This is a genomic window from Clostridium beijerinckii, assembly GCF_018223745.1.
GTDB lineage: Bacteria > Bacillota > Clostridia > Clostridiales > Clostridiaceae > Clostridium > Clostridium beijerinckii.
In genome coordinates this window covers 5453811-5467875 of the sequence record NZ_CP073653.1, presented here as the reverse complement: position 1 = coordinate 5467875, position 14065 = coordinate 5453811, and the positions used below count along the sequence as shown (strand labels likewise).

Sequence of the window (14065 nt, the reverse complement as noted above, 5' to 3'; positions counted from 1 at the left end):
TTATAAAACTTAAGAGAGGAGAATCAAACATAGTGGTAAGGTCTAGTACAAGATGTGATATAATTAAAACTAAATAATCAATTTTTAAGGTGGTATTTATCGGAGTAATAAAACTGAATGTGATATTAAAAATTATGATATAAATTAAGTATGTACTTGCAAATAATAATCAAATATATAGAATTATGGTATAATTTAGTATATTTATATATGTATATGTAGAAAGGAGATAACAAGAGATGCCATTTATAGGATCAAAAGTTAGTGTAAAAATTTCAAAAGAAAAAGAGGAAATTATAAAGAAAAAATTAGGGGAAGCAATACAATTGATTCCAGGAAAAAGTGAAACCTTTTTGATGGTAGGCTTCGAAGACAATTACTCATTATATTTCGGAGGAGAAAAATTAGAAAAGGGTGCATTCATAGAAGTAAAAATATTTGGAAAATCAAGTAAGGATGCATATGATGCTTTAACAGCAGAAATTTGTAACATATATGAAAAGGAATTAGACATACCTCAAGATAAGATATACGTCAAGTATGAGGAAGTTGCAAATTGGGGATGGAATGGAAAGAATTTTTAACCACGGCTGGTAATTAGATATAGGCGACCTAAAGTAAAGGGTACTCTGATGTAACAATGCACATAGTATCCTTTATTTATAATATTGAAGGAGGTACAACTTGATTATAGGAATTGCACAGATAGATATAGTCTGGGAGAATATTAATAAAAACATGAAGAAAGTTGAAGAATTCATTGAAAGAGCTTCGAAAAATAAGGTCGATTTAATCCTATTTCCCGAGATGGCTTTAACGGGTTTTACCATGAATATAAACAAGCTTGTATTATCTGAAGATGAAATAATAAAATGGATTGGAAAAAATGCTAAGGATAATAATATAAATATAGGAATTGGTGTTGCGGTAAAAAGTGATAAAATGGGTAGCAATAAATATATTATTATGTCAAGAGAAGGGAAATGCTTAACTAAATATACGAAAATACATCCATTTTCCTACAGTGGTGAGGATGATAAATATCATAAAGGAGATAAGATACTCACATGTGAGATTGATGGATTTAAAATAGCTCCATTTATCTGCTATGATTTAAGGTTTCCAGAAATATTTCAAATAGCATCTAAAGAAGCGCAAATAATAACTATAGCGGCTAATTGGCCTAAAGAAAGAGAGAAGCATTGGATAACCTTATTGAAAGCTAGGGCTATAGAAAACCAATGCTATATAATAGGGATAAATAGAGTAGGAATTGGAAATGATCTTCATTATAATGGAAAATCAGTTTTTATAAGTCCAGATGGTAATATATTGAACGAGGTAATTGAGAAAGAAACACTAATTATAAAAGAGTTAAAAATAGATATGATAAGAGCGATTAAAGAACAGTTTGATATAAAGAAGGATAGAAGAGAAGATTTATATGAAGCTATAAGTAATTGCAATTCTATTTTACATTAAAGTAATGAATGGTAGGTAAAGCTATGATAAATGATTTTCAAGAAGAAATTGAATATAGAAAGCTCGCATTAAAAAAGGATATAAAAAAAAGCGGCGGAAACTGTGCAAGGATACTTCTTGCGCTAGTATTGTCAACATATGGATTAGTGTTTATAATGACATTTTCTATAAAATTTATAGGACCAATGATAGGATTCAATGCAGTAACTAATCTAAAGGAAAATATAATTTTAGGACTTTCAAGTGACGCATATAATTTTTTTGCTGGATATTTTACATGTATAGTTGGGGATCTTATAGCAATTCTCATAGCAATAAAAACTATAAAGGTGAAATTTAGGCAAGAAATATTTTCAAAGAATAAGTCAAATAAGATGTTTGTATTATTAGGAGCAACTTCTTGTATAGGGGTAGGAATGATTTCAAGCATGGTATATATGATATACTCAACAATTTTTAAGATTTTAGGATTAAACATTCCACAGCCAGATTTTAGTTTCCCTAAACAAAACACTTTTTTAATATTATTTTTAATATATGTATGTTTAGTGGGACCAATTTTAGAAGAAATTATATTTAGGGGATTTATACTCAGAAGCATGCAGAAGTATGGGAATCTAACAGCAATGATTGTTTCTTCAATTCTTTTTTCCATGTTTCATCTAAACCTAGTTCAATTCATAAATCCAATACTTATGGGAATTGTTTTAGCATTTATTGCAATTAAATCAAAATCTATTATACCGTCGATGATAGCTCATATATTTAATAATACGATAACTTTTGCTACAACAGGAATATCTTTATTAAAGATGCCTATATTGGAGTATACATTTGGAACTTTGTACTTTTTAGTTGGTGTAGCTGCATTATTGCTATTTATTAGTAAGTATAAAAGCGAATTTTTAGAAATAGTAAAAGAGGATACAAGAATATTAAAGACTCACCAGAAAGTAAGATATTCTTTTAGTGGAGCGTGGTCGAGGGCTTATATAGTATTCTATATAATATTTATCGTTGTAACTATGGCAGCAACTAATTTAGCAAAGTAATCTACTATAAAGGACAAAAGGTTATTTTATGAATTTAAAGGAGGATTAATATGACAAATAAAATATTGTTATCTATAATAGAGAATTTAAATGATGAGCTTATAGAAGTATATCGCAAACTACATGAGAATCCTGAATTGTCTAATGAGGAATATAAAACTACACAACGGATAAAAGATTTGCTAAAAAGAGCAGATATAGATATTCTTGATTTACCTTTGGATACAGGCCTTGTAGCACAGGTAAAAGGAAATCCTAATGGTCCTGTCGTCGCTATCAGATGTGATATAGATGCATTACCAATCAAAGAAGAGACAAGTCTCTGTTATAAGTCTAAAGTTGATGGTATGATGCATGCTTGTGGTCATGATTTTCATATGGCGGTGATTTTAGGTGCAGCATATTTAGTTAAAAAGCATCAAGGGTCATTAATAGGAACAGTAAAATTTATATTTCAGCCGGGTGAAGAAAGTGCGGATGGAGCTAAAAAAATTTTAGAGACAGGTGTTTTAGATGATGTGGATGCAATTTTTGGAATACACAATGTTTCAGATTCAGAAGTTGGAATAATGGGAATAAAAACTGGAGCAATGACAGCTGCAGTCGATAGGTTTGAAATAAATATTACAGGAATTGGTAGCCATGCTGCTAAGCCGGAAAAAGGAATAGATCCAATTATAATTGCCAGTAACATAGTTACATCACTTCAAACAATTATCAGTCGTAATATAGGTCCAACAGAAAAAGCGCTATTAAGTGTGACTCATATAGAAGGAGGAAATACGTGGAATGTAATTCCAGAATCAGCATATCTTGAAGGCACAGTAAGAACATTAGATGAGAATATACGTCAATTAATAGCTAAGAGAATGAATGAAATGGTATCAGGAATAGCACAATCTTTTGGTGGAAGTGCAGAGCTTATTTGGCATTCAGGTTCTCCGGCAACAAATAATACTGAAGAATGGGTAGAGTTTAGTACTAAAATTGGAAAACGAGCTGGATATGATGTTAGAAGAATATCTATGGGTCTAGAGGGTGAAGATTTTGCGTATTATCAAAGAAAAATACCAGGTGCATTTATAATTGTAGGAACAGGAAAATCTTATGCGCACCATCACCCGGAATATAAAGTTGATGAGAAGGCAATTTTAAATAGTTCGAAATATTTTGCACAACTAGCAGAAGGTGCTTTAAAAGAGATAATAGATAAGAAATATAAACATAAGATTAAGTAGATAAAGGTACTTAATTTAAATATTTATTTTGTAATATAGTAAAGAATTAAAAGTTTTAAAGCTACATTACTAGTGATTAAGTTTAATAAAGAAATTGAATTTCAATTTTTAAAATAAGTCCCTAACAAATGATTGCAATGATTGAAAGAAATTACAAAGTGTGATAAGTTGGTTGTAATTAGTAAAATTTGAGGAAATAGTTGCATAAATATTCCAAATAGTTTATTAGAGATTATTATGATGAATCATTTCTGAGAATTATTACGGCAGATTGGAATTCAAAGGAGGGAAAATGAGGAGATGGAGTACAAGCTATTTAAATCATTAGCAGATAATCTTCCACAGCCTATATGGATAAAAGACCTTGAATTGAGATTTATATATGTAAATAAAGAATACAAAGCTATATATAAAGATATAAATAAAGAATTTATTGGAAAAAATGATGCAGAGATATTTGATGGTGTTGTAAGAGAGGAATGTATTAAATATTGCAATCAAGTTATAAACTCCTTAAAGCCATTAACTGAAGAAGGGTACCTTGATGGAAAGCGCAGAAAAATTACTATAGTTCCGCTAATTGATGAGGGAAAAGTATTTGCTGTAGCTGGCATATATGCAAATTTAGATATTATAAAAGAAAAAGATAAGATTATAGAGAAACAAGAAAACATATTAAAAGTTGTAATGGATACACTTCCAGGAAGAGTATTTTTTAAAGATAAAGAAGGCAGATATGTATATGTAAATAAGCAATTTGATGAATTCTATAATAAGGATGGTATAGGAGAAGTAGTAGGAAAGACAAATATTGATATACATCCAACGGAAGAATTGGCTGCAAAATATTCAAGAGAAGATAATGAAGTAATAAAAAACAAAAGAAGTATAAAAGCTGAAACAATACTTTACTCAGGAGATGGAGAGGAAATATATACAGAAGCAGTAAAAGTACCTGTAATCGATAAGAGTGGTGATGTTTCAGGTGTTGTAGGATTAGTATTAGATATAACTGAGAAAAAAGAAGCAGAGAAAAAATTAAGGCAATTAAGTTTTACTGATATTTTAACAGGTTTATACAATAGAACATATTTTGAAGAAAAAGTGAAAGAGTTCCAAGGTGAAGAGTATCTTCCGGTAGGAGTAATAATGGGGGATGCCAATGGACTAAAATTAGTAAATGATACGCTAGGTCATGATCAAGGCGATGAACTTTTAAGATTAATAGCCCAAGCACTTAAAGATGTATGTGGTGAAAAACAGTTGATTTTCAGAACTGGTGGAGATGAATTCGTAATTTTAAGTAAAAATACAACTGAACAGGAATGTGAAATCATTATTAAAAATATATTTGATCGTTGCAAAATGTATAAGCACGATTTAATCAATGTGAGCATATCTTTAGGTGCATCAGTAGCGGATAGCTTGAATAAGAGTATATATCAAGCATTAAAAGAAGCAGATGATAAGGTATATAGGCAAAAGTTGCTACAAAAAACCAGTCTTAATAGTTCTATAATGTATTCTCTGCAAATGGGTTTAGAAGCTAAGAGTTTGGAAACTGAAGAACATACAGATAGAGTATTAGAAAATTCTATTGCGATAGGAGAAAAGTTATCGCTTCCAATGTCGGTAATGGATGAGCTAACAATAGTTGCTAAGCTTCATGATATAGGGAAAATAGGAATAAATGAAGAAATATTACTTAAGAAGGGTGAGTTAACAGAAGATGAGTTTGAAGTAGTGAAAACTCATACAGAAAAGGGATATAGGATAGTAAAAGCCTCAAATCAACTAGATAATGTAGCAAAAGGTGTTTTAGCTCATCATGAGAGATGGGATGGAAATGGCTATCCGCTTAAATTAGAGGGAGAGAAAATACCACTGGTATCTAGAATTGTTAGTGTCGCAGATTCGTATGATGCTATGACGAACAATGGCATTTATAAGAAATGTTTGAATAAAGAAGAAGCAATTGAAGAATTAAAAAGATGTTCAGGGAAGCAATTTGATCCAATTATAGTTAAGGCATTTATAGAATACTTAGAAGAAATTGAGGAATAATAAAATCTATTGGGAATTTATAATAAGAGAGAAGATATTCATGATGTGAGATATAAGTAACTTAATGAAAGCTGCAATTTTTGATTACAATCCCTACGTTAAGGGATTTTTTTATGTATTCATTAAGTAATAAAGATATAAGTATGATATCATATGAAGTAATTACATTATATTGGAGGTGTGATATGAAATTTGATATTTATAAAATAGCTGATAATTACAAGCTCTCAGAAACAGAGAGACAGGTTTTGCAATACATATTAACTAATATTGATTCTGTTTTAACTAAAGGTGTAAGAGATGTTGCAACAATTAATTATACATCGGCGGCAACAATAATAAAGCTATCAAAGAAGCTAGGTTATACAGGCTATGTCGATATGATATATCGACTAAACTTCATAGTAAAAAATCATCAAAACAATCAAGAACATACCTCTGATATTACTAGCTTCATATCAGAAATTGAAAATAAGAAAATAGAAGATTTCATTTCTATGATAATTAAACATAGAGAAGATATAATTTTCATAACAGCCACTGGATTCTCTGATTCGATTGCAGATTTCTTTTGGAGAAAGATGTTAGTGCTTGGGTTTAAATGCATTAAAACAAATTCTTATGGAGTATATGACAGCAATCAAATAGGAGGCGCCTTAGTTATTGGAATATCTAAAAGTGGAGAAACGGAAAGTATAACAAAAGTGATTGATTATGCATCAAAAAATCAATTGGATATTATAACTTTTACTGGTAAGCCAGAGAATCACATGGCTAAAAAGGCAACCTTAAATTTTATGATATTGGATGATAAAGAATTAGATGATAGAAATCTTACCGCGAACTATTTTTATGCTAGGGTAATGATTGTAATGGAATATTTGCTAGATAAGGTAATGAGTAATTTATAAAATATAGATATCCAAACTAGTCATACTCATGTGGAAACTTACCGAAATTATATATATAAAGCTATCTCAAGGTTAACTAATGAGATAGCTTTTTTGTGTGTAAAGGTAAACATGTTTACTTTTGAGTCAACATGTTGCTGAAACGTTTAAAACTATTAACAATATCTATTAATAATGATATCCTATTCTCACAGGTAATTACCCAAAGAAAATTATAAAATAGTGAAGGGGAATATTTAAATGAAAGATAAGATTTTAAATAGTATGCAGAAATTTGCCAAAGCTATGATTGGACCGGTCTTATTCTTACCCATTGTAGGTATGTTGATTGCATTAACAGCAGTTTTCACCAATACAACATTTGTAAAAGAAGGCGGAGCAATTTGGGTAACAGGAAAATTCTTTAATGGAATGTTATCACCGATTATGGGGAACTTAAGCATTTTGTTTTGTGTCGGAATAGCGATGGGGATGTCAAAGAAGAAAAAAGCGGAAGCAGCATTCATTTCCATTATGTCATATATTTTGTTCCTAGGCGCGAATAGTAAGTGGCTAGAGCTATCTGGAAAAATAATTAAAGGTGATACAGCATCAGCTTTATATGGAACTGGGCAGACAATCCAACTAGGATTCCATGTGACAGATATGGGAGTGTTTCTAGGAATGATTCTAGGAGTACTAGTTGCTATAGTTCATAACAAATATATAGATAAAGAATTTAGTGGCGCTATGGCTCCATACGGTAATAGTAAGTTTGTATTCGTTATCATGATTCCTGTAGTAGCTATATTAAGTATTGGTACCACATATGTATGGCCTACAATAGCTGCTGGAATCACAGCTCTTACTGGATTTATGAGTTCTGCAGGGGCGGCTGGAGTGTTTGTTTATGGATTTTTAAATAGATTCTTAGTTCCAACAGGATTACATCATTTAATTTGGTCTCCATTCCTATATTCAGCAGTTGGTGATCAGATGATAATAAATGGCCAAAATGTAATTGGAGCGAAACCAGTTTTCTTAGCATTGCTTAATGATTCAACAATCTCTATTATGCCTGACTCAGCAAGATTTTTAACATATGGATTAGTTAAAACTTTTGGTGTAATTGGAGTTGCCTTAGCATTTTACTTCACTGCTAAAAAAGCAAAGCGTAGTAATTTAAAGGCACAATTAATACCATCAACTTTAACAGCAGTAATCGCAGGTATCACAGAACCATTAGAATTTACATTTATTTTTGCTGCACCATTACTATGGTTTGTTTATTCAGTAATTGATGGATTATTCCAAATGTTTGTATACCTATTAAATGTAAGAGTATGTGCAACCAATGGAATATTAGATTTTTTAGTAATAAACTTGCCAGCAGGTATAGGTAAAACTCATTGGCCTGTGTATATACTAGTAGGATTAGTTGAAATAGTTGTGATTTTCTTAGTATTCAAATTTATGATTGAGAAGATGAATTTAAGAACACCTGGAAGAGAAGAGAATGATACAGATGCTGTAATTGATTTAAATGAGAATGCAGCAAAAGTTAAGCAAGATATGAAATCAGAAAATAAAAATAATAGTAAAGCTAATAACGATGATGAAAAAGCATTAACAATAATTAGAGCATTAGGTGGAAAAGCAAATATAGTAACAGTAGAAAATTGTTTTTCAAGACTTAGAGTGGATGTTATAGATAGCACCTTAATTGATGAAGAAGCTTTAAAAGGAACAGGCGCAGCAGGTGTTGTGAAAAAGGGAAATAATATACAAGTTGTATATGGCCTTTCAATTAATAAAATTAGAACAATAGTAGATGAAGCATTAGACAGAGCAGAATAAAATGAAGGAGGAATTATTAAAATGAAAAAATTTAAATTAGTAATAGTAGGCGGAGGAAGCACATATACACCAGGGATTGTAAAGAGTTTACTTTCAAAGAAAGAGGATTTTAAAATATCAGAATTAAGATTATATGATATAAATGCGGAACGTCAAAATAAAGTAGGAGTGATAGTAAAGAAAGTAGTAGAAATGTTTGATCCAGAGGTAAAACTTGTTCTTACAACTGATCCAGAAGAAGGATTTAAAGATGCAGATTTTGTTTTTGCTCAAATGCGTGTTGGATTATATAAGATGAGAGAACAAGACGAAAAAATTCCACTAAAATATGATGTGGTTGGTCAAGAAACATGTGGTCCTGGAGGATTAGCATATGGATTAAGAACAATATATCCTATGGTTGAAATGATAGATTTTTGTGAAAAATATGCAAATAAAAATTATTGGATTGTTAATTATTCTAATCCAGCAGCTATTGTAGCAAAAGCTATGTATAAGTTAAGACCAAATGCAAGGATTTTAAATATATGTGATATGCCAGTTGCAATTATGAGAAATATGGCTAATATCTTAGATTGTGATAGACATGATATAGAAGCAGATTATTTTGGATTAAATCACTTTGGTTGGTTTACAAAAATTAGAGTTAGTGGTGAAGATAAAACTGAGGAGTTAAAAGCATATGTAAAGGAACATGGTTATATTCCACCGGATTCAAGAAGTGAAGTAAGACATAATGATGCATCATGGCTTCATACATTTGATAATGCTAAACATATAATGCAAATGTTCCCTAAATATCTTCCAAATACGTATATGCAATATTATCTTTTAGGAGATAGCATTGTAAAAGAAGCAGATAAAAATCATACTAGAGCTAATGAAGTAATGGAAGGAAGAGAGAAGAAGATATTTGATGCTGTAGACCAATATAATGCTACAGGAGAAATTGATCTTACACAATTCTTTACTGGAGTGCATGGAGAATTTATTGTTGAAGTTGCTATGAGCTTAGCTTTTGATTTAAGAAAGAGACACCTAGTTATGGTAGAAAATAATGGGGCAATAAAAAATTTACCTGACGATGCTATGGTAGAAGTACCTGCATATATAACTAAAGATGGACCAGAACCAGTACGTGTAGGAGAAATACCAACTTTCTATAAAGGAATAATTGAACAACAAGAAGCATCAGAAAAACTTGTAGTTGAGGCTGCTATTGAAGGCTCATATGAAAAAGCACTTATGGCATTTACTATGAACAAAACAATTCCATCTGCATTTGTAGCAAAACAGATTCTAGATGATATGATTGAAGCTAATAAAGAATATTGGCCAGAATTGAAGTAGGATAGAGAATGTTTAAAAATATATTAAAAAGGAATAAAAATAAATTATTATATGCTTTTACAGATGGAGTCAGCGTAGATATAAGTGAAGTTAAAGATGAAGTGTTTTCTCAGAAAATGATGGGCGAAGGTATTGCTATTAAACCAAGTATTAATAAAATATTTTCACCATGTGATGGGACTATTGTTACAATAATGAAGGAAAGCAAGCATGCAATAGGAATAAGAACAGAGGATGGAGTAGAAATTCTAATTCACGTGGGACTTGACACTGTAAATTTGAAAGGTGAAGGCTTTAATTTGTATTGTGAAGAAGAAAAATACGTGAAAAAAGGTGAGTTACTTTTAGAATTCGATAAAGAACTCCTAAAAGAAAAAGAAATAGAAGATATAACAATGCTTATTATTCCAAATTTAAATGGCCATGAAATTCTAAATTTTCATATCGGAGAAATTATGAAAGTTAAAGAAAGCCCTATAATTGAATATAAATAGATATTTATAGAAATAAGCTTCATTGTTATATGGAGCTTATTTTTTTAGCAAATTCTACGTTAAAGCCAGCATTTTATCTTATCACGGCATTATGGGAACGTGGAGTTAAGTGCCTAGAATAAAAAAATGAGTATTCAAGGTGAGTATAAGAATAGATAGAAGAGCAAGATAATCGTAAGAATATATTAGAAATGATATTGACAAAATAATTTATTAATATATAATGAAATTAATAAGACCCCCCTACACAGGGGGAGGGGAGGAAGAAATGAGTGAGGAAAGAAAAAAAGCATTACAATCTTTAAAAACAGCGAAGGGTCAAATAGAAGGAATAATAAAAATGATTGAAGATGATAGATATTGCATAGATGTTGCAAATCAATTGATGGCAGTTCAATCTTTAATAAAAAAAGCAGATTTAATGATTTTGCAAGGCCATTTACGTCATTGTGTAAAAGAGGCTTGCTATAACAACAATCCAGATGAGAAAATAGAAGAATTTAATAAAGTTTTAGAAAAGTTACTTTCAAAATAGAACCGATTATTAAGAGATGACAATATGAAATAAAATATAAAAGCATTATTGCATTAATTAAATATAGAGAAAAGTTGTAAATTGCTTAGTGAAGTTAAAATTAGCTTAATGTAAATTTTTAAAGTATATGCTAAATAAGTAAAGAGGTGAAGTATGAATAAAAAAGCATTTAAAATTGAAGGAATGACATGCTCAGCATGTGCAAATAGAGTTGAAAGATTTGTTAAAAAGTTAGAAGGCGTAAATAGCGCAAATGTTAACTTTGCAACAGAAACGCTGAACGTAGAGTTTGATGAAAACAAACTTAATAATGAAAATATAGAAGCAACCGTAGTTAAAGCCGGTTACGGTGTTAAGAAGAATATGAAGACTTATACTTTTAAAGTTGAAGGAATGACATGCTCGGCGTGTGCAAGTAGAGTCGAGAGAGTTACTAAAAAGCTTAAGGGGGTTCAAGATTCTGTTGTTAATTTAGCAACAGAGAAGTTGACTATAAATATAGATGAAGATGAAATTGGATATAGTGAAATTAAAGCTGCTGTAGATAAAGCAGGGTATAAGCTAATTAAGGAAGAAGAGCAAGTTGAAGAAAAGAAAAAACTAGAGGCAAGTCAATTGTTATTAAGGAGATTTATTATATCTCTAATATTTGCAATTCCGCTTTTAGTAATAACTATGGGACATATGTTAGGTATGCCTCTTCCATATATTATTGATTCTATGATGAATCCATTGAATTTTGCTGTGATTCAATTAGTATTAACAATACCTGTAATGATAGCTGGATATAAGTTCTATCTAATTGGAATAAAGAATTTATTTAAACTAAGTCCTAATATGGATTCGTTGATAGCTATAAGTACTTTAGCAGCAGTTTTATATGGAATATTTGGAATTTATAAAATACAAACAGGCGAAACTGAATATGCTATGCACTTATATTTTGAGTCAGCAGCAGTCATTTTAACTTTAATAACACTTGGAAAATATCTGGAGGCAGTTTCAAAAGGAAGAACATCACAAGCTATTAAAGCACTAATGGGGTTAGCACCTAAAACTGCAACAATAATAAGAAATAATGCTGAAATTACAATACCTATAGAAGAAGTAATTGTTGGTGATATAGTCTTAGTTAAACCAGGTGAAAAGGTACCTGTAGATGGAGAAATTATTGATGGCAGTACATCCATTGATGAGTCAATGCTTACAGGGGAAAGTATTCCTGTAGAAAAGATTGTAGGAAGTAGTGTAATTGGAGCAAGTATCAATAAAACTGGCTTTATAAAGTATAAAGCAACTAAGGTTGGAAAAGATACTGCACTTGCACAAATAGTTAGGTTAGTTGAAGAAGCACAAGGATCTAAAGCTCCAATAGCTAAACTTGCAGATGTTATATCAGCATATTTTGTGCCAATAGTTATAATGCTAGCAATAATAGCTTCAATAGGATGGTTAATTTCAGGAGAAACAACAATATTCTCTCTAACAATATTTATTGCAGTACTAGTTATAGCTTGCCCATGCGCATTAGGCCTTGCAACTCCAACTGCAATAATGGTTGGAACAGGTAAAGGCGCAGAGAATGGTGTGTTAATTAAAGGCGGTGAAGCGTTAGAAACTACTCATAGTATAAAAACTATAGTATTTGATAAAACTGGGACTATAACAGAAGGAAAACCAGTGGTTACAGATATAATAACAAATGGAATTTCGGAGGATGAGATATTAATTTTAGCTGCAAGTAGCGAAAAAGGTTCAGAGCATCCGTTAGGAGAAGCAATAGTTAAAGAAGCGAATGATAAAAACTTGGAACTTAAAGAAATTCAACAATTCAATGCAATTCCAGGACATGGAATAGAAGTTAAGATAGAAGAAAAAAATATTTTACTTGGAAATAAAAAATTAATGATAGAAAAAAATATTGATATTGCTATGTTCGCGGATGAAAGTGATAGATTAGCAGCTGAAGGTAAGACTCCTATGTATGTAGCAGTTGATAATACTTTAAGTGGAATAGTAGCTGTTGCAGATACTGTTAAGCCAAGTAGCAAAAAAGCTATAGAAGCTCTTCATAACATGGGAATAAAGGTAGCTATGATTACTGGAGATAACAAAAAAACTGCAGATGCAATAGCAAAACAAGTTGGAATTGATATAGTGCTAGCTGAAGTATTGCCTGAAGACAAGGCTAATGAAGTCAAAAAGCTTCAAGGAGAGAACATGAAGGTAGCTATGGTTGGGGATGGAATAAATGATGCACCAGCATTAGCTCAATCTAATGTTGGAATTGCAATAGGATCAGGTACTGATGTCGCAATAGAATCAGCAGATATAGTTCTTATGAAAAGCGATTTGATGGATGTTATAACAGCAATAAAACTAAGTAAAGCAACCATTAAAAATATAAAACAAAATTTATTCTGGGCATTTGGATATAACGTACTAGGTATACCAGTTGCTATGGGGATACTTCATGTATTTGGAGGTCCATTATTAAATCCTATGATAGCAGCTGCAGCAATGAGCTTAAGTTCTGTTTCAGTACTTACAAATGCATTAAGACTTAAAAATTTTAAAGCCTAATCAATAAGATATGATGATAAGCAAAAATAGAATATTAGGACATTTCTTAGGTAGTAGATAATTACATCTAGATGCTTGAAGAAAAGTATTTCAAATATCTATATTTTGATTTCTAAATTTTAATCATTAATAAACGGGAGGTAATAGATATGAAAAAGAAAATATTAATTGAAGGAATGAGTTGTGAACATTGTGTTGCTCATGTAAAGGAAGCACTAGAAAATTTGGATAAGGTAACTTCAGTTGAAGTTAGTCTTAAGGACAATTGTGCAACAGTTGAAACTGAAAATAGTAATGAAGAAATAAAAGAAGCTATTGAAGAAGAAGGCTATGATGTAGTTAAAATAGAAGAATAAGACAAATAATATTCTTTCAAAAAATCTGGTTAAACGTAAAATTTCTAAATTTAATGAATTTAAAGAATAGATTAAACAATTTTTATAGATAGTTAACAACAAGGATTTATTTTCCGTGTTGTTAACTATTTATTTTTATTAATTTGAGCTATCTGTTTAACAGT

At 30.7% G+C, this 14065-nt stretch carries 12 protein-coding genes; all 12 read left to right on the top strand.

What is annotated here, in order from left to right:
* Nucleotides 1–239 precede the first annotated feature (239 nt).
* Complete coding sequence (locus KEC93_RS24160) at nt 240–584, top strand: phenylpyruvate tautomerase MIF-related protein (protein WP_077867707.1); 345 nt, start codon at nt 240–242, stop codon at nt 582–584.
* Nucleotides 585–684: 100 nt separating this feature from the next.
* Nucleotides 685–1482, top strand: a complete 798-nt coding sequence (locus KEC93_RS24155; protein WP_077867708.1) for a carbon-nitrogen family hydrolase — start codon at nt 685–687, stop codon at nt 1480–1482.
* Nucleotides 1483–1505: 23 nt separating this feature from the next.
* Nucleotides 1506–2534: a CPBP family intramembrane glutamic endopeptidase gene (locus tag KEC93_RS24150; protein ID WP_023975960.1), complete on the top strand. Its 1029-nt coding sequence runs from the start codon at nt 1506–1508 to the stop codon at nt 2532–2534.
* A gap of 50 nt (nt 2535–2584) precedes the next feature.
* Complete coding sequence (locus KEC93_RS24145) at nt 2585–3772, top strand: amidohydrolase (protein WP_077867709.1); 1188 nt, start codon at nt 2585–2587, stop codon at nt 3770–3772.
* Between the two features lie 300 nt (nt 3773–4072).
* Complete coding sequence (locus KEC93_RS24140) at nt 4073–5836, top strand: sensor domain-containing diguanylate cyclase/phosphohydrolase (protein ID WP_077867710.1); 1764 nt, start codon at nt 4073–4075, stop codon at nt 5834–5836.
* Nucleotides 5837–6021: 185 nt separating this feature from the next.
* Nucleotides 6022–6747, top strand: coding sequence for a MurR/RpiR family transcriptional regulator (locus KEC93_RS24135; RefSeq protein WP_031276441.1), 726 nt, complete (start codon nt 6022–6024; stop codon nt 6745–6747).
* A gap of 240 nt (nt 6748–6987) precedes the next feature.
* On the top strand, nt 6988–8583 hold the full coding sequence (locus tag KEC93_RS24130) for a PTS transporter subunit EIIC (RefSeq protein WP_041900332.1): 1596 nt from the start codon (nt 6988–6990) through the stop codon (nt 8581–8583).
* A gap of 21 nt (nt 8584–8604) precedes the next feature.
* Entirely contained in the window at nt 8605–9933 is a 1329-nt protein-coding gene (locus KEC93_RS24125) for a 6-phospho-alpha-glucosidase (protein WP_077867711.1), read from the top strand.
* An 8-nt stretch (nt 9934–9941) separates the two neighbouring features.
* Nucleotides 9942–10427, top strand: a complete 486-nt coding sequence (locus KEC93_RS24120) for a PTS sugar transporter subunit IIA (protein WP_077309782.1) — start codon at nt 9942–9944, stop codon at nt 10425–10427.
* A gap of 268 nt (nt 10428–10695) precedes the next feature.
* Nucleotides 10696–10962, top strand: a complete 267-nt coding sequence (locus tag KEC93_RS24115) for a metal-sensing transcriptional repressor (protein WP_012060955.1) — start codon at nt 10696–10698, stop codon at nt 10960–10962.
* A 153-nt stretch (nt 10963–11115) separates the two neighbouring features.
* Nucleotides 11116–13545: a heavy metal translocating P-type ATPase gene (locus KEC93_RS24110; RefSeq protein WP_077309780.1), complete on the top strand. Its 2430-nt coding sequence runs from the start codon at nt 11116–11118 to the stop codon at nt 13543–13545.
* A gap of 149 nt (nt 13546–13694) precedes the next feature.
* Nucleotides 13695–13901: a heavy-metal-associated domain-containing protein gene (locus tag KEC93_RS24105; RefSeq protein WP_012060953.1), complete on the top strand. Its 207-nt coding sequence runs from the start codon at nt 13695–13697 to the stop codon at nt 13899–13901.
* Nucleotides 13902–14065: the final 164 nt, after the last annotated feature.

Bases quoted from the DNA above. Each gene is read 5' to 3' on its own strand.
- KEC93_RS24160 (WP_077867707.1), top strand. From the start codon at position 240: ATGCCATTTATAGGATCAAAAGTTAGTGTAAAAATTTCAAAAGAAAAA.
- KEC93_RS24150 (WP_023975960.1), top strand. From the start codon at position 1,506: ATGATAAATGATTTTCAAGAAGAAATTGAATATAGAAAGCTCGCATTA.
- KEC93_RS24145 (WP_077867709.1), top strand. From the start codon at position 2,585: ATGACAAATAAAATATTGTTATCTATAATAGAGAATTTAAATGATGAG.
- KEC93_RS24140 (WP_077867710.1), top strand. From the start codon at position 4,073: ATGGAGTACAAGCTATTTAAATCATTAGCAGATAATCTTCCACAGCCT.
- KEC93_RS24135 (WP_031276441.1), top strand. From the start codon at position 6,022: ATGAAATTTGATATTTATAAAATAGCTGATAATTACAAGCTCTCAGAA.
- KEC93_RS24130 (WP_041900332.1), top strand. From the start codon at position 6,988: ATGAAAGATAAGATTTTAAATAGTATGCAGAAATTTGCCAAAGCTATG.
- KEC93_RS24125 (WP_077867711.1), top strand. From the start codon at position 8,605: ATGAAAAAATTTAAATTAGTAATAGTAGGCGGAGGAAGCACATATACA.
- KEC93_RS24120 (WP_077309782.1), top strand. From the start codon at position 9,942: ATGTTTAAAAATATATTAAAAAGGAATAAAAATAAATTATTATATGCT.
- KEC93_RS24115 (WP_012060955.1), top strand. From the start codon at position 10,696: ATGAGTGAGGAAAGAAAAAAAGCATTACAATCTTTAAAAACAGCGAAG.
- KEC93_RS24110 (WP_077309780.1), top strand. From the start codon at position 11,116: ATGAATAAAAAAGCATTTAAAATTGAAGGAATGACATGCTCAGCATGT.
- KEC93_RS24105 (WP_012060953.1), top strand. From the start codon at position 13,695: ATGAAAAAGAAAATATTAATTGAAGGAATGAGTTGTGAACATTGTGTT.